The organism is Candidatus Coatesbacteria bacterium (genome assembly GCA_014728225.1).
GTDB lineage: Bacteria > RBG-13-66-14 > RBG-13-66-14 > RBG-13-66-14 > RBG-13-66-14 > WJLX01.
This window is the reverse complement of sequence record WJLX01000101.1, coordinates 22,932-38,271: the sequence shown is the minus strand read 5'-3', so window position 1 is coordinate 38,271 and position 15,340 is coordinate 22,932. Positions and strand designations below refer to the sequence as shown.

The 15,340-nt window shown below is 66.7% G+C and carries 11 protein-coding genes; all 11 read left to right on the top strand.

Annotation, left to right across the window (positions count from 1 at the left end; all coding sequences use genetic code 11):
• The first annotated feature begins 32 nt into the window (after positions 1–32).
• The 11 genes from GF399_07140 to GF399_07090 all read left to right on the top strand — a co-directional run bounded on the left by GF399_07140 (position 33) and on the right by GF399_07090 (position 15,315).
• Positions 33–2,462, top strand: a complete 2,430-nt coding sequence (locus tag GF399_07140) for a hypothetical protein (protein ID MBD3400089.1) — start codon at positions 33–35, stop codon at positions 2,460–2,462.
• A gap of 877 nt (positions 2,463–3,339) precedes the next feature.
• Positions 3,340–4,491, top strand: a complete 1,152-nt coding sequence (locus tag GF399_07135) for a response regulator (protein ID MBD3400088.1) — start codon at positions 3,340–3,342, stop codon at positions 4,489–4,491.
• A gap of 41 nt (positions 4,492–4,532) precedes the next feature.
• Positions 4,533–4,691 carry a hypothetical protein gene (locus GF399_07130; GenBank protein ID MBD3400087.1) on the top strand — a complete coding sequence of 53 codons (159 nt, stop codon included), beginning with the start codon at positions 4,533–4,535 and terminating at the stop codon, positions 4,689–4,691.
• 312 nt (positions 4,692–5,003) lie between these two features.
• On the top strand, positions 5,004–5,366 hold the full coding sequence (locus GF399_07125) for a response regulator (GenBank protein ID MBD3400086.1): 363 nt from the start codon (positions 5,004–5,006) through the stop codon (positions 5,364–5,366).
• A gap of 243 nt (positions 5,367–5,609) precedes the next feature.
• The gene (locus GF399_07120; protein MBD3400085.1) at positions 5,610–6,062 is read left to right on the top strand and encodes a hypothetical protein; all 453 of its coding nucleotides are present in this window, start codon (positions 5,610–5,612) and stop codon (positions 6,060–6,062) included.
• Between the two features lie 40 nt (positions 6,063–6,102).
• The gene (locus GF399_07115) at positions 6,103–7,158 is read left to right on the top strand and encodes a hypothetical protein (GenBank protein ID MBD3400084.1); all 1,056 of its coding nucleotides are present in this window, start codon (positions 6,103–6,105) and stop codon (positions 7,156–7,158) included.
• 97 nt (positions 7,159–7,255) lie between these two features.
• On the top strand, positions 7,256–8,398 hold the full coding sequence (locus GF399_07110) for a hypothetical protein (GenBank protein MBD3400083.1): 1,143 nt from the start codon (positions 7,256–7,258) through the stop codon (positions 8,396–8,398).
• A gap of 162 nt (positions 8,399–8,560) precedes the next feature.
• Positions 8,561–10,855, top strand: coding sequence for a HAMP domain-containing protein (locus GF399_07105; protein ID MBD3400082.1), 2,295 nt, complete (start codon positions 8,561–8,563; stop codon positions 10,853–10,855).
• 11 nt (positions 10,856–10,866) lie between these two features.
• Positions 10,867–11,742 (top strand): hypothetical protein, encoded by an 876-nt coding sequence (locus tag GF399_07100; protein ID MBD3400081.1) that lies wholly within the window; start codon positions 10,867–10,869, stop codon positions 11,740–11,742.
• Positions 11,562–12,149 carry a hypothetical protein gene (locus GF399_07095; GenBank protein MBD3400080.1) on the top strand — a complete coding sequence of 196 codons (588 nt, stop codon included), beginning with the start codon at positions 11,562–11,564 and terminating at the stop codon, positions 12,147–12,149. The genes GF399_07100 and GF399_07095 overlap by 181 nt, the downstream gene beginning before the upstream one ends.
• The gene (locus GF399_07090) at positions 12,142–15,315 is read left to right on the top strand and encodes a response regulator (protein MBD3400079.1); all 3,174 of its coding nucleotides are present in this window, start codon (positions 12,142–12,144) and stop codon (positions 15,313–15,315) included. The genes GF399_07095 and GF399_07090 overlap by 8 nt, the downstream gene beginning before the upstream one ends.
• Positions 15,316–15,340: the final 25 nt, after the last annotated feature.

Below are 15,340 nucleotides of genomic sequence, written 5' to 3'. Positions count from 1 at the left end.
GCCGGACGTCGGCGGCGGCTTGTTGCATAGCCATGCGCCAAACCCTGACCATCATCCTCGTCGCGGTCCTGTCGGCGGCGGCCCGGGAACCGGGCCCGCCGGTGCCGGAACCCCGTCTGCCGGAGCCGGAGCCCGCCGGCGCCGCCGCTCTGGCCTGGAGCGAGCGCGAAGTGGACGGCTCCGCCGAGCGCGACGCGGACGAGCGGACGGACTTCTTCTTCGTCGACGAGCTGCCGCCGGGGGAGATCGGCTTCGCCGTCGACGCCGAGACGGGCTGGCTGGAGTACCGGGTGCGCGAGGAGCGCCTGATCCTCAACGTCAACGCCCGGGTGGCCTACGAGGACATGCGCCTGGCGGCGGACACCGTCGTCTACGAGGCCGCCGGCGGCGAGGTCGAGGCCCTGGGCGCCCCGGTGCTGATCGAGGGCGACGAGCGTGTCGACGGCGAGCGGATGCGCTACAGCTTCGCCAGCGGACGCGGTCTGGTTTACGACGGCGTCACCGGCGTCGAGAAGGGTTTCGCCACCGGTGAACGGTTGAAACTACAGGAAGGCGATGTGCTGCACATCGCCAACGGCACCTTCACCACCTCCAAGCGCCCCGAGGACCCGGAGTACCACTTCTACTGCCCCCGGCTCAAGGTCTACGCCGGCGACAAGGTGGTCGCCAAGCCGATCATCCTGTTCATCGGCCACGTGCCGGTGATGGCGGCGCCCTACTACTACTACCCCCTCGGCGGCGAGCGGCGCAGCGGCTTTTTGGCCCCGCGGCTGGCCTACCGCTCCAGCAACGCCTTCACCCTGCGCAACGCCTACTACTGGGCCATCAACGACTACGCCGACGCCACCTTCGGCCTGGACTACGACACCGAGCGCGGCTGGCGCCAGGAGCTCGAAGCCCGCTACCTCTACGGCACCCGTTGGGGCCTGAACTACTTCCAGGCCGTTCACGACGAGGACCGCAGCACGGGTCGCGAGTGGTGGTCGGTCAGCGCCCGCCACCGCCAGGACCTGCCCTGGGACATCGACGGTCTGCTGCAGATCGACGCCCGCACGGATCGCTACACCGACTACCTCTACGCCGAGGACGTCGACGACCGCACCCAGAGCAGCCTGCGCAGCTTCCTCTCCCTGTCGCGCTCCTGGGACCGCTTCAGCCTGGGGCTGGACCTGGACCACAGCGCCAGTCTGGTGGACTACGACGCCGAGGAGGACGAGGAGGGCGGTCTGGGTCCGGTGACCTGGACGGTGCCCCGGGTGCGTGCCGCCGTTTCCCAGAGCGAGCTGTTCGAGACCGGCGCCTATCTCTCCGGCTCGCTGACCTACCTCAACCGGCTCAACTCGACCTCGGGCCCCTTCCGCAACATCGACCTGAGCCTGCGGCTGAGCCGGCCGTTCAGCCTGTTCCGCTTCTTCAACTTCACCCCCTTCGCCGCCGGCAGCCTGGACTGGTACCGGCGGGCCGCCGACGGCTCCCTCAACCATCTCCAGCCGCTCTACAACGCCGGGATCGGCTTCAACACCCGCCTCTACGGTCTGTTCTACCCCGGCGACGACGAGGTGCGCCACATCGTCGAACCGGCGGCGAGCCTGAGCTGGAAACCGGAGATCGACGACGAGCTGGTACCTGCCGGCGGCCAGACCCAGAACGGCTCGACGATCCTGGGCCTCGGGCTGACCAACCGGATCAAGATCCACTTCGGCGCCGGCGCCGGGACGGAGTACGAGGTCGACGAGGCGGAAACCGGTGACGAGACGGCGAACCCGACGGCGGTGGAGACCCTGGAGCTGCTGCGCTGGGACCTGAACACCAGCTACGCCCTTTACGGCGTCGAGGAGAGCGACACCAACCTCGGCGTTCCCCTGCCCGCCGCCGACGAAGAGCTCGAGGAGCCCTGGAGCGACCTGACCAGCCGGGTCTATCTGACGCCTAACTTCGCCGAGTGGTACAACGCCCGGTTGACCCTGTCGACCTCCCACGACCTCTACAGCGGCGAGCTCAACCGCTTCGACCTGACCGCCGGGCTGGCCTTCTCCGGCGGCGGCGCCAAGGCGGACCTTGACGACAACGAGTACCTGGACCCCGTCGACGACATCCCGGGTTACGATCCCCTGGACACCGACCTGCCGGAGAGCGAACTCGAGCAGCGCATCGACGCCGGCTGGCGCCTGGGCGTCAATTACGACTTCACCAAGGGATTGTACGGCTCGCCCGACCTGCAGTTCCTCAACCTGCAGGCCATCTTCAACCTGACCGACCACTGGCGGCTGACCTACCAGAACAACCTGGATCTGGTCACCGGGGACCTAGTCAGCCAGTCCTTCTCCATCTACCGCGATCTGCACTCCTGGGAGGCCCGACTGCGCCTGGAGGAGAGCCGGGGCATCATCCGGGTATGGTTCCTGGTCGACATCAAGGACATCCCGGACATCCGCATCGAGGGCCGCCCGGAGCTCTATTAGCTCATCCAGCGGCCGACGGCGCCCGCACCGCGCCGCGGGTCGGTCCGAAGGTGAACCCCGCCCCACGGCGGGATTATCAACAAGAGCAATCCGCTCCCTTGGCACACTTCTTGCATTACTACTGGACCGGTGATCCTTCAGCGCTCCTCGCGCTTGGGGTGGGAGAAGCCAGGCCCACAAGGCCAACCCCGACCCCGATGGTCGGCCGGCGGAATCCAGCGGTTTTCTTGTCAGAATGGATAAGCGCTGGTCAGAAAGCAAGCCATTCTGATAGGATGGGGCCGAGATGCTCGAGGGGTCTTTTCCCAGCGCTTGAAACAAGCGACAGGCAGCACTCACGTTGCTGGAACATTGCGCGGGAAACGGAGACCGCCGGATAATGGCGCAGACTGCTGGATGACAGCGCGAGCAGCGGTTTAACGGGCCGCCGCAACGCCGGTCGAGTAACAATCCTGACAAGTTGGTCCTGAACGGGTTAGGAGCAGGCACTTTCCGCCGCTCCCCCGGCGACAACCACCAACCGAAGGCGCCGATCCCGCCGGCAGTCCGCCGTCGGGCGGTCCCGGCGAGGGAAAGCCGAGTGTGGCTTGCGACTCAGCGACGCTGCTATAGGTACCTGCGTTCCGATCAAGCGTCTACGTCATAATCAGCCAGTCACTACTTGAAAAGATACCTAGTCGCAGTTATACTTCAGATTGTCGCCTTCTATCGTCTACAGACGAAGTTGGACCATTATCCCCGCTTCGAACCCGCCTGACACAGTGGGCCTCTTCCTGAACAATCGAAACGCACAGAACCCGGCCAGACCACGGAACGACGTTATCAGCCAACCCGTCCGACGAAAAATGATGTCTTTCGCTTTGGGGGCACAATCCCGATGGAACGCGTAATCCTGAAAGGCACCCACTCCGGGCTGTCCCTGCCCGACATCTTCGAGCTGCTGCGCTTCAAGCGCGAAACCATCTGCTGCAGCATCAAGAGCAACGAGCTGGAGGTCAATTTCTACCTGCGCTCGGGCCGGGTCATCTGGGCCGATTCCCCGGGCCAGATCGAGCCCATCGGCGCCTACCTGGTGCGCATCGGCGCCATCACCAACAGCCTGCTGATGAACGAGCTGGCCCAAATGCGCCAGCGGGCCAACGGCCGGGTCATCGGCGAGGTGCTGATAAGAAAGGGCATCGTCACCGCCGAGCACGTCGAACAGGCCTTCCGCCTGCGCACCGTCGAGCTGGCCAAGGACCTCTTCGGCCGGCATCGCGGCAGCCGCCGCCACATCAACGGCGAGCTGGCCGACGACATGGACATCCTGGTCTATTATATCGACGACGAAGAGCTGCCCCGCAGCTTCGCCGAGCCGATGAGCGTCGACAACCTGCTGCTGGAGGTGGCCCGCATCACCGACGAGGAGCAGTCCCTCCTCGAACTCATCGGCTCTCTGGACATCCCGCTGATGATCCAGCAGCAGGAGCTGGCCGACGACATCGAGTTCTCCCAGGTCGAATGGGACTGCCTGAAGCTGATCAACAACCGCCGCACGGTCAACAATCTGCTCAGCCTGTCCCACCACTCCCGCCTGGAGGTGCTCAAGGCGGTGGCGGTGTTCTTCAACCTGGGCATCGTCAAACGCGGCGAGGCCGGTGAGCGCAAGTCCCGCATCCTCGTCGTCGACGACAGTATCACCTCGCGCCACCTGGTCAGCTACGTCCTCTCCGAGGCCGGCTTCGACATCCTCGAGGCCGCCGACGGCGAAATCGCCATCGAGAAGGCCGTCGCCGAACCTCCCGATCTGGTCGTCCTCGACGTCATGCTGCCGGGGCGCAACGGCTACGAGGTCTGCAGCCAGCTCAAGAAGGACGCCCGTACCACCGACGTGCCCGTGATCCTGCTGACCTCGCTGACCGGTTTCACCGACAAGCTCCGCGGTCGCCTGGTCCGCGCCGACGTCTACCTGGAGAAGCCCTTCAAGGAGGAGGAGCTGACCCGCATCGCCCGCAAGTTGGTCGAACGCAAGCTGCAGCGCACCGGTTGATCCAACACCAGTCTACCCCCACAACCCCGGAGGTGGGTCGCATGTCGCTCTCCGAAGAAGAGATCGCCCGCTGGCAGGATATCCAGCGTCGCTACCCCCACCCCGTCGACCCCTACGGAGAAGCCATCAGCGAGGAGGATCACGAGCGCTTCGCCCTCTGGGAAGACCTCGGCCTCTACGCCTACATGAAGCAGGACTGAGACAGCCGCCGCCCCGGTCGCCGTTTTGATCACCAAAGACCGTCCCCGCGTTGAGACAAAGCACCCAGGGTTCCGGTTTGTTATACTTAATCTTCCCCTTCCGCTGCTCCAAGACCCCCGACGAAGGCCCGGACGATTCGTGATTGGCACACTTCTTGCAACTTTGAACTAGAGAGATTCTTACGTCGTCGGCCGCCTTGGCGTCCCGACCGTTCAGGGGAGCGACCCCGTCGGTCGACGACCCCAGCCGGAAACCCCGGTGGCGGGCCCCCCTCCCGCCGGAACCACCCCAGTGAAAGGTAGGTTGAACCGATGGCAAAGATACTGGTCGTCGAGGATTCGAGTGTCGACATGGAGCTGGTCCTGGAGGCTCTGGAACCCCTCGGCCACGATATTATCAAAGCCACCGACGGCGCCGCCGGTCTGGAGATGGCCAAGAGCGAGCTGCCCGACCTGATCGTCCTGGACATCATCCTGCCCAAGATGAACGGCTTCCAGGTCTGCCGCGACCTGCGCTCCGACCCCAAGACCGAGAAACTCAAGGTCGTCATGCTGACCAGCAAGGACCAGGACTCGGACAAGTTCTGGGGCCTGCGCCAGGGCGCCGACGAGTATCTAACAAAACCCTTCGAGACCGAGGAGTTCCAGCAGGTCGTCGAGAACCAGCTCGGCTAGGGTCGCCCCGGGGTGGGTGACCAGAGCCCCAGGGGCCGGTAAACACCCGTCGAAGCTGTGAGGTAGATAACTAAAACCCTTCGAGACCGAGGAGTTCCAGCAAGTCGTCGAGCAGGTCGTCCAGCAGGTCGTCGAGCAGGTCGTCGAGAACCAGCTCGGTTTATCGCCCCCTCGGTGATCGAGGCCGCGGTTCGAACGGCTTAAACGCAGTACGGAGACCGGTCGACGAGCCGGAGGTGAGTAGTGTCTGAAGCCCCGCAGCGGCGACGCTTCGTCGAGTTCGGCTTGGGCGGCGAGACCTTCGCCCTCGACGTTTCCGTCGTCACCGACATCATCTTCCCGCCGTCGGTCACGCCGGTCCCCGGCGCGCCGTCGACGGTGCTGGGCCTGTTCAACCTGCGCGGCGTGGTCACCGGTTTGCTGGAGATCAGCGGCCTGTTCGAGCTGACCCGGCGCAACCGGGGCGCCGCCAACCGGGTGCTGGTGCTGGAGCCGGAGCCCGAATCCGCCTTCGCCCTGCTGGTCGACTTCGTTTCCGATATCACCGAACTCGACACCGCTGAACTGCTGCCGCCGCCGACGGAGTTGCCGCGCCCCAAACTGCTGATCGGCATCTACAATCGCGGCGGCGGCCCCGTCAGCGTCCTGGACGCCGTCGAACTAACCCGCCTGGAGGCCTTCGCCCCCTATCGTTAGGGGAACGGGCCGCGGGCCAACCCCTGGAGGTTGTCTTTCGATGAAACGGATTGCCCTCGTCATACTACTCAGCTTCGCTTTGCTGATCGTCTTCGCCGGTTGCGACGGCGAGGAGGAAACCGTCACCGCCGAGGACGAGACCGCGGACGCTCCGTCGCAGCTTCTCGTCGTTCACAGCTATCATCCCGAGTACAAGTGGGTCGCCGACGTCAACGAGGGCCTGGAGGCCGAACTGACCGACGCCGGCCTGACCGAGGGTGAGGACTACCTCCTCGAATACTTCTACATGGATACCAAGCGTATCCCCGCCGAGGAATTCGAGCGGGCCGGCGCGGACGCCCTGGCGAAGATCGAGGAACTCGACGCCGACATCGTGATCACCGTCGACGACAACGCCCAGACCTACGTCAGCGAGGAGCTGCTGGACGGCGAGCGGGCGGTGTTCTTCTGCGGCGTCAACAGCGATCCCGTCGAGAGCTACGGCATCGTCGACAGCTACGACAAGCCCGGGCATAACATCACCGGCTGCCTGGAGCGCGAGCGCTTCGCCGGCACCCTGGATCTGCTGCGCGAGATGCGTCCCGAGGCCGCCGCGGTGGCCTTCATCTACGATGACGGCACCACGGCGCCGCCGGTCATCGAGCGGATGACGGCCCAGGCCGCCGAGCTGGGTCTGGACGTCGTCTACGACGAGGCCGTCGGCACCTTCGAGGACTGGCGGGCCGCCGTGGCCGCCGCCGCCGAAACGGCCGACTACATTCAATTGACCCTCTATCACACCATCGAGAACGCAGCCGGCGAGCACATCGACGAGAACGAGGTCCTGGCCTGGACCGTCGAGAACTCGCCGATCCCCGTCGTCGGCACCTGGGACTGGTCCGTCGAGGGCGGCGCCCTCTGCGCCGAGGCCATCAACGGTGTCAACCAGGGCAAAGAGGTCGCCAAACTGATCGGCGTTTACTTGAACGGTCGCGAACCGGGGACCATCTCCGTAGTCGAGAACGTCGACGGCGAACGGATGGTCAACGCCGCCGCCGCCGAACGCTGGGGTATCGAAGTCACCGACTCGCTGCGCGCCAGCTGCACCGTCTTCTAGGAACCAACCCGCCTCGTCGGCGAAGGGGAGCCGGTTCGACTTGATTGACGGCCTGGACGGCGGCTTCGTCCATCACCAGCAAAATCAAGGAGGAACCATGAAGCACCCGAGAGCCATCTTAGTGCTGGTTCTAACCGCGCTGCTCGCGCTGCTGTGGAGTACGGGCTGCGACGAGGACGGCGATCCGGCAACCGACGCCGACGCCGACGCCGGCGCGGTCTACGACATCCTGGTGGTTCACAGCTACCATCCGGAGTACAACTGGGTCCAGGAGGTCAACGCGGGCATCGAGACCGCCTTCGCCGACTCGCGCTGGGTGGAGGGCGAGGACTACAACCTCGAGTACTACTACATGGACACCAAGCGCAACCCCGATGTGGAGTTCATGACCCGGGCCGGGAGCGAGACCCTGGCCTACGTCGAGGAGCAGCAACCCGACGCAGTGATCCTGATCGCCGACAACGCGATGGAGTACTTCGGCGTCCAGATGCTCGACAAGGACATCCCCGTGGTCTTCGCCGCGGTGAATAACGACCCCGTCGACCACTACGGCGTGGCCGACAACCTGGACAATCCGGGTCACAATATCAGCGGCTGTCTGCACCAGGCCCGCTTCGCCGGCACCATCGAGATCCTGCGCCAGCTCTACCCCGAGGCTACGCGGATGGCCCTGCTCAACGACGACGCCACCGTGGCCCCGCCCCACATGGAGTACTACAAGGAGCAGGCGCCCAGTTACGGCATCGAGGTGGTGATGGAGGAGCAGATCGGCGAGTTCGACGTCTGGAAGGAGGCCGTCGCCGAGGCCAACGCCACGGCGGACTTCATCATGCTCACCGTCTACCACACCCTGAGCCGGGCCAACGGCGACCACATCACCGGACCCGAGGTGCTGGAGTGGACGCTGCGGAACACCGACCTGCCGACGACGGCCACCTGGGCCTTTACCGTCCGCGACGACGGCGCCCTCCTCGGCGACTGCATCACCGGCACGGATCACGGCGAGCTGGCCGTCGAGATGGTGATCAAGGTGCTCAACGGCGTACCGATCAGCACCATGCCGATCGAGACCAATGTCGACGGCGCCCGGCTGATCAACGAAACCGCCGCCGCCCGGCTGGGTGTAACCATCCCCGAGGACCTGCACCGCAGTTGCGAGATCGTCCAGTCCGGCCCGCCGGTGACCACCCCGGTGGCGGCACCCGCCGAAGAAGAAGAAGCAGAAGACGAGGAAGGTTAGGCTGAACGTCAGGCTGCTGTTGGCGAAGAGACAGCGGCGGGGCCGACCCGACCGACCCCGCCGCCCCAGCCCCCGTCGGACCGCGGCACCCGCACTCATCCCTTCTCATCGCACCGGATTAGGTTAACAATCAGCAAGGTCGACCGCTGGAGGTAGAGGCAGATGGCTAAGTTCTCCCTGAAATCATTGCTGTTCTGGCGGCGGATGTCCGTCCGCGGCAAGATCATCCTGATGGCGGTCTTGCTGACCCTGATCCCGGCGGCCGGCCTGACCATCGTCATCACCGCCATCAACGCCGACGCCCAGGAGCAACAGACCCTGGACAGCTTCGAGGCCATCGGCGTCTCCCGCGGCGACGCCCTGGAGAACTACTTCTACGACCGCTTCTCCGACGTGGCCGTCCTCAGCCGGGACTTCAGCACCCTCGAGATGCTGCAGTTCGTCCAGCCCCTGTTCGTCGAGCTGGGCCGCGACGTGGACAGCCCGCTCTACACCGAGACCATCGAGCCCTACTCCCGTTTCCTCAAGGAGTTCCGCTCCAACTACGGCTACAAGGATGTCTACGTGGTGGCCACCAACGGCGACGTCCTCTACTCGGTGCTGCGCGGCGAGGAGATGGGCACCAACCTCAAGGGCGGGCCCTACAAGGACACCAACCTGGGCGTCTGCGTGCGCACGGCGCTGACCGGGGAGACCAACGTCGTCGACTACGAGATCTACCAGCCGACGGGCAACCCGGCGATGTTCATCGCCGCCCCGGTGCGCGCCCCCGGGGGGACGACGATCATCGGCGCCGTGGCGGTGCAGATCGATCCGGCGCGGATCAACTCCCTGCTGATCCGCTCCGAGATGCTGGGCGAGACCGGCGAGACCTACATCGTCGGCTCGGACAACCTGATGCGCTCGGACTCCCGTTTCGGCGAGGAATCGACGATCCTGGAGCAGGCCATCGACACCCGGGCCACCCGGGAGCTGGCCGAGAGGGAGATCCTGCTGACCGACCCCCACCGCGGCGTCTACACCAACTACCGCGGCGAGGAGGTCATGGGCGTCTACTACGAGGTGCCCATCGGGCCGGACATCCGCGGCCTGGACGCCTGGGAGCGGGTGCAGGAGGCCCAGTTGACCTACGGCCTGATCGCCGAGATCGAGTACGACGAGGCGGTCGCCGCCGCCCAGACCGGTCGCAACACGGCGATCATCATCGCCGCGGTGACCATCGTGCTGGCCGTGGGCGCCGGCGTCCTGTTCGGCACCCGGCTGACCAAGCCGCTGACCGAGCTGGCCGAGGTGACCGAGAATATCGCGGCCGGTGATTACCAACAGCGCGTCGACATCCAGACCGGCGACGAGCTCCAGGCCCTGGGCGAATCGCTCAACACCATGCTCGACCGCATCCTGGCGCTGATCCAGACCGAGACCGAACGCGAGGCGCTCAACGCCTCGATGATGCGCCTGCTGGCCGTCACCTCCGACGCCGCCGAGGGCGATCTGACCGGACGGGCCGAGGTGACCGCCGACGTCGTCGGCTCCCTGGGCGACTCCTTCAACCTGATGATCGAACAGCTCGGCCGGCTGATGGCCCGGGTCAACACGACATCCTCCCGCGTGGTCTCGGCCTCCAGCGAGATCATCGCCACCACGGAGCAGATGAGCCGCTCCTCGGAGATCCAGGCCGAACAGATCGCCAACGTCACCTCGGCCGTCGAGGAGATGAGCATCTCGATCTCTCAGGTCTCCGACAACGCCGCCGCCACGGCCGAGGCCGCCAACCGGGCCTCGGAGATCGCCTCCGAGGGCGAGAAGGAGGTCGGCGAGGCCGTCCGGGCGGTGCTGGCCATCCGCGAGACCGTCCAGGGCACCGCCGAGCGCATCAAGGCCCTGGGGGAGAGCTCCGTCGAGATCGGCGAGATCATCGAGGTCATCGACGACATCGCCACCCAGACCAACCTGCTGGCGCTCAACGCCGCCATCGAGGCCGCCCGCGCCGGCGAGGCCGGCCGCGGCTTCACCGTCGTCGCCGACGAGATCCGCCGGCTGGCCGAGCGCTCGGCCAAGGCCACCAAGGATATCGCCACCCTGATCCAGGGCATCCAGAGCGAGACCGCCGAGGCCGTCCGACTGATGGAATCCAGCGCCGGGCAGGTCGAGGAAGGCGCCGACCTGGCCGAGAAGGCCGGCGGCTCGCTGACCGAGATCACCGAGAACGTCAACGCCTCGGCCCAGTTGATCCAGGAGATCTCCCTGGCCTCGAAGCAGCAGGCCAAGGGCGCCGAAGGCATCGTCCAGTCGATGGAGGAGATCAGCGAGGTCACCCGACAGAACCTCGTCGGCGTCAACCAGTCCCTCCAGGCCGCCGAGGACCTGGGCAAGATCTCCGAACAGTTGCTCGCCGAGCTGGCCAACTTCAAGGTCCCCGACGAGTTCCTCGTCAACGACGAAGGTGAGGAAGGTTAACCGGGCCCCGCATGGCCGATCTGGTCGAGAGACTGACCGGCACCGAGCTGGCGCAGCTTGAGTCTCTGCGCGAACTGGTGCAGAGGCGCAGCGGACTGGCCTACTCCAAGGGCCGGCTCTACCAGCTGGCCAACCGGGTGGCCCGGCGGATGAAGCACCTGGGGCTCGACGACCCCGCCCACTACCGCCTCCAACTACAGTCCGACGGCGAGGAGTACGAAACCCTGCTCGAGGATCTGCTGGTCCAGGAGACCTCCTTCTTCCGCAACGAGCCCCAGTTCCACGTGCTGCGGGAGTACGTCCTGCCGGCGATCATCTCGCGCAAGGGCTTCGCGGACCGGCGAACCCTGCGGCTGTGGAGCGCCGGCTGCGCCGGCGGCCACGAGCCCTATTCCCTGGCGATGACGGCTCGGGAGGTGCTGGGAACGCGGCGGGACTGGGAGCTGGAGGTCTGGGCCACGGACCTCTCCCGTCGCGCCGTGGAGCGTACCGCCGCCGGGATCTACCGCCGCTCCGAGCTGGAGCGCATCCCCGCCGGACTGCGCCAGAGGTATCTCGAACCGCTGGGATCCGACCTCGGCAGACTGCGGGAATCCCTGCGCCGGATCGTGCGGCCCCGCCGTCACAACCTGCTGCGTCCACCGCCCTTCGACGCCCCCGTCGACGTCATCTTCTGCCGCAACGTCCTGATCTACTTCGAGGTCGACTGCATCCAACGCATCGCCGAACTGCTCCACCGCGGCCTGGTCGAGGACGGCTACCTGTTCATCGGCCATTCCGAGAGCCTGTTCGGCATCAGCGAGCGCTTTCGGTTGGTCGATTTCGCCGGATTGCCGCTCTACCGCAAGAGTCGGCGCACTCGCCGACGGCGGGGGGAAGGCGCGTGAGTCGGACGAGATACGAGCTGATCCAGACCTTCATCGCCGAAGCCGGGGCCAACCTGGGGCGGTTCGCCGAGCTGCTGGCGACCTATCCGGAGCTGGAGCTGGTGGAGGACGCCAACTACGAGCTCTACCGGCTGGCCCACACGGTCCGTGGTTCGGCGCTGAGCCTGGGGCTGGACAATACCGCCCGGGCCGCCCGTCTGGGTGAGCAGCGGCTGCAGGAGTACCTCTTCGAGGAGCGCCGGATCAAACGGGCTGAACTGCAGGCCCTGGCCCGCTGGCGGGAGCGCCTCGGCGAGATGATCGCGGGCTACGAAACGGGCGACCTGCAGGAGGACGAGGCGATCACGGAACTGGAGAGGCTGTTCGCCGACCTGGACGACCAACCGGGGAAACGAGACGATGACTGACCAACGGCCCTTGGAGGACTACCGCTCCCAGCTCGAGCCCCTGCTCGAGGAGCTGGCGGTGCAGCTGACCGCCGACGAACCGCAGCGTCCCGAGCTGCTGCGCGCCGTCGACGGCTGTCTGCAGGCCTCACTCTGGAGCGGCTTCGACCGCGAGGAAGGTTTCTTCGAGCGCCTGCGGGAACGCCTCGGCAAGCTCGATTTAACCGCCGAGGAGGTCCCCGCCGCCCTGGTGGTGTTGCTGGAGCGCCTGGCCGCCCACCTCGAGGCCCTGCCCGAGGGAGATCCCGCCGCCGTTGAGGAGGCCCTGGACCGCCTCGCCGACCTGCCGAGCGCCGAGCCGCCGACGGAGGAAGCCCTCGGGGAGCTGCTCGAGCGCGGCGCCGAGCTGGCCGACGCCCTGGAGGCCGAGGCGCCGGACGCCGAGGTCGTCACCGCCCTGGTCGAGTTGCTGCGCCGTTTGCGGGAGAACCACGACGACGAGCGGGTAAACTCTCTCTGGCAGGCGGCCTACGAGGAGCTGGAGAACGCCCGCCGCGCCGGTGCGCCTCCGGGCGCCGAGGCCGTCCACACCGTGCGCGCGGCCTTCGCCGCCGCCGCGGGTCGGCCCGACGAACCGGCCGCCGCCGAACCCGCAGTCGAGAAACCGCCCGTCGAGGAAGACAGCCTGGCCGAACAACTCTTCGGCGGTTACAAACCGCGACGGGAAGAAGCCGCCGCCCCGGTCGAGCCCCCGCCGGAGGAAGCCGAACCGGCCGCCGCCGTGTCCGACGCTGACGGCGGTGTGCGCTCCGAGATGCTCGACATCTTCACCGCGGAGGCCGAGGAGCTGATCGACCAGCTCAACTCCAACCTGTTGCTGCTGGAGAACGAAACCGACAGCCTCGAGCTGATCCGCGAGCTGATGCGCGAGGCCCACACCCTCAAGGGCGCCGCGGCGATGCTGGGCTTCAACGCCATGAGCCGCACCGCCAAAGCGATGGAGGACCTGCTCAGCCGGGCCGACGAGCTGGAACACGCCGTGCCCGTCGACGGCATCGATCTGCTCTTCGAGCTGACCGACACCGCCGCCCTGCTACTGGAGACCGTCATCGAGCAGGGCCGCGAGGTGGTCACCGAAGAGGAGACCCACCGGCGGATCCGCGATTTGACCGCCGGGGTGGCCGAGCTGCTCGGCGCGTTCGAGGAGCTCGAACGCACCCCCGCCGAGGCCGCGGCTCCGCGCGCCGAAGTCACCGGCGTCGCCCGCTCCCACGGCTTCCGGGTCGATCCGGCCCGCCTCGACGTCCTGCTCAACCTGGCCGGCGAGCTGGTGATCACCCGGACGCGCATCGACGAGATCATCACCGAGCTGGCCGGCCTCTCCGACGGCTACACCGAACAGCTCGCCGAGCTCCAGGCCGCCGCCCGCCGCCTCAACGAGTACGCCGCCCGGGGCGTCGGGGCGGCCGCGGGCGCCGACGCCGGGACCCGGCATTCGACGATCAGTGATTTCTCGCCCCACGAGTTCGACCGCTTCAGCGAGCTCGACGCCCTCAACCGCGACCTGAGCGGACAGGGCTCCGACTTCTCCAACCTGAACGAGAACTACCAGCGGGCCGTCGGGCTGCTCTCCGAACACCTCAACGAGCTGTCCCTGATCGCCGGCAACATCCAGGACGAGGTCACCCTGGTGCGGATGGTGCCCTTCGCCAGCGTGGCCACCCGCTTCCGCCGCGCCGCCCGGGACATCGCTCGCTACTACGACAAGGAACTGGACTTCGAGGTCAGCGGCGAGCAGACCGAGATCGACAAGAAGCTCCTCGACGACCTGCTGACGCCGATCACCCACCTGATCCGCAACGCCGTGGCCCACGGCGTCGAGACCACGGAGGAACGCCGGGCCCTCGGCAAGCCCGTCCGCGGCACGGTCAGCCTGGAGGCCTACCACCTGGGCAACTCCGTCGTGCTCGAGGTCTACGACGACGGCGCGGGCATCGATCCCCGGGCCGTCGGCCGCCGGGCCCTCGAACTGGGCCTGATCAGCCGGGAGGAGTTCGACTCCGCCGACGACGATACCTTGCGCGAACTGATCTTCCGCCCCGGTTTCTCCACCGCCGCCGAGCTGACCGAGACCGCGGGGCGCGGCTTCGGCCTGGACATCGTCGCCAAACGGCTCAAGGAAATCAAGGGCACTCTGGACTTAAAGAGCGAGCCCGGCGCCTACACCCGCTTCATCCTCACCCTGCCGCTGACCCTGGGTATCAGCGAGGGGCTGTTCGTCACCGTCGGCGGCCAGACCTTCGCCCTGCCGCTGACCGAAGTCGAAGAAACCCTGATGCTGGCCCCCGATGACCTAACGAGCCTCTCCGGACGCGAGGTCTACCGCCACCGCGACGACCTGCTGCCCCTGCGGCGCCTCGACGAACTCTTCGACCTGCCCTCGCAAACGACGGACCAGTTTCTGGTGATCGTGCGCCAGAGCGAGCGCCGGGTCGGTCTCGTCGTCGATGAACTCGTCGGCAAGCAGGAGATGGTGGTCAAGCCCACCGGCGGGCTGCTGAAGAACCTGCCGATGTTCGGCGGCTCCACCACCCTGGGCGACGGCAGCGTGGCCCTGATCATCAACCCCGACGACCTGATCGGGCGCGCCCCGCAACGCCGTCCCGCTGCGCCCCTCGAAACCGAAGAGCCTCCGACGACACCGACGACCGAGCTCCAACGACCCGATCAGACCGTCGTCGATGACCAACCCGCCCCGCGCCGGACCAAACCCCGCCGCGAGAAACTCACCCTGACCCCGGACTCCGCCGGCGTGGGCTACGGCGTCCGCGTCCTGCTGGTCGACGATTCGGTCAGCATCCGCAACTTCGTCGGCCGGATGCTCTCCCGCCGCGGCTTCAGCGTGCTGACCGCCGCCGACGGCCTCGAAGCCCTCGACATCCTGGAGCGCGAGGAGATCGACTGCGTCCTCACCGACCTCGAAATGCCCCGGATGCACGGTTACGAGTTGATCAGCGAGATCAAGAGCAACTCCCGCACCCGCCACCTGCCCGTGATGATCCTGACCGCCCGCACCGGCGAGAAACACCGTCAGCGGGCCCAGGAACTCGGAGTGGAAACCTTCCTGACCAAACCCTTCAACGAAGAACGCCTGGTCAAGCAGCTCCTCCAACTCAGCGGTCGCTGAGGTCCCAGCTCCGACCGTCAGCGGC

Bases quoted from the DNA above. Each gene is read 5' to 3' on its own strand.
- GF399_07140 (MBD3400089.1), top strand. From the start codon at position 33: ATGCGCCAAACCCTGACCATCATCCTCGTCGCGGTCCTGTCGGCGGCG.
- GF399_07110 (MBD3400083.1), top strand. From the start codon at position 7,256: ATGAAGCACCCGAGAGCCATCTTAGTGCTGGTTCTAACCGCGCTGCTC.
- GF399_07135 (MBD3400088.1), top strand. From the start codon at position 3,340: ATGGAACGCGTAATCCTGAAAGGCACCCACTCCGGGCTGTCCCTGCCC.
- GF399_07100 (MBD3400081.1), top strand. From the start codon at position 10,867: ATGGCCGATCTGGTCGAGAGACTGACCGGCACCGAGCTGGCGCAGCTT.
- GF399_07090 (MBD3400079.1), top strand. From the start codon at position 12,142: ATGACTGACCAACGGCCCTTGGAGGACTACCGCTCCCAGCTCGAGCCC.
- GF399_07130 (MBD3400087.1), top strand. From the start codon at position 4,533: ATGTCGCTCTCCGAAGAAGAGATCGCCCGCTGGCAGGATATCCAGCGT.
- GF399_07115 (MBD3400084.1), top strand. From the start codon at position 6,103: ATGAAACGGATTGCCCTCGTCATACTACTCAGCTTCGCTTTGCTGATC.
- GF399_07125 (MBD3400086.1), top strand. From the start codon at position 5,004: ATGGCAAAGATACTGGTCGTCGAGGATTCGAGTGTCGACATGGAGCTG.
- GF399_07105 (MBD3400082.1), top strand. From the start codon at position 8,561: ATGGCTAAGTTCTCCCTGAAATCATTGCTGTTCTGGCGGCGGATGTCC.